The organism is Streptomyces sp. A18, from assembly GCF_059026065.1.
On record NZ_JBWLKL010000165.1, the window covers coordinates 1 to 357 of the forward strand.

Sequence of the window (357 nt, forward strand, 5' to 3'; positions counted from 1 at the left end):
GGGCGCAGCAAGAACATGTTCGCCCTTGGTCTGTTGTCGTGGATGTATCACCGGCCGACGGAGGGCACGGAGAAGTTCCTGCGGACGAAGTTCGCGAAGAAGCCGGCGATCGCGGAGGCGAATATCGCGGCGTTTCATGCGGGCTGGAATTTCGGTGAGACGACGGAGGACTTCGCGGTCTCCTATGAGGTGGCTCCGGCGGCGACGGCGTTCCCGACGGGTACCTACCGCAACATCTCGGGGAACCTGGCCCTCTCGTACGGGCTGATTGCGGCGGGCCGGCAGGCGGATCTGCCGTTGTATCTGGGTTCGTATCCGATCACTCCGGCCTCCGACATCCTGCACGAGCTGTCGAAG

1 pseudogene is annotated in these 357 nt (G+C 63.6%); it reads left to right on the top strand.

What is annotated here, in order from left to right:
• Positions 1 to 357 (top strand): annotated as a pseudogene (locus AC5P1C_RS43985) (2-oxoacid:acceptor oxidoreductase subunit alpha); the annotation flags it as partial.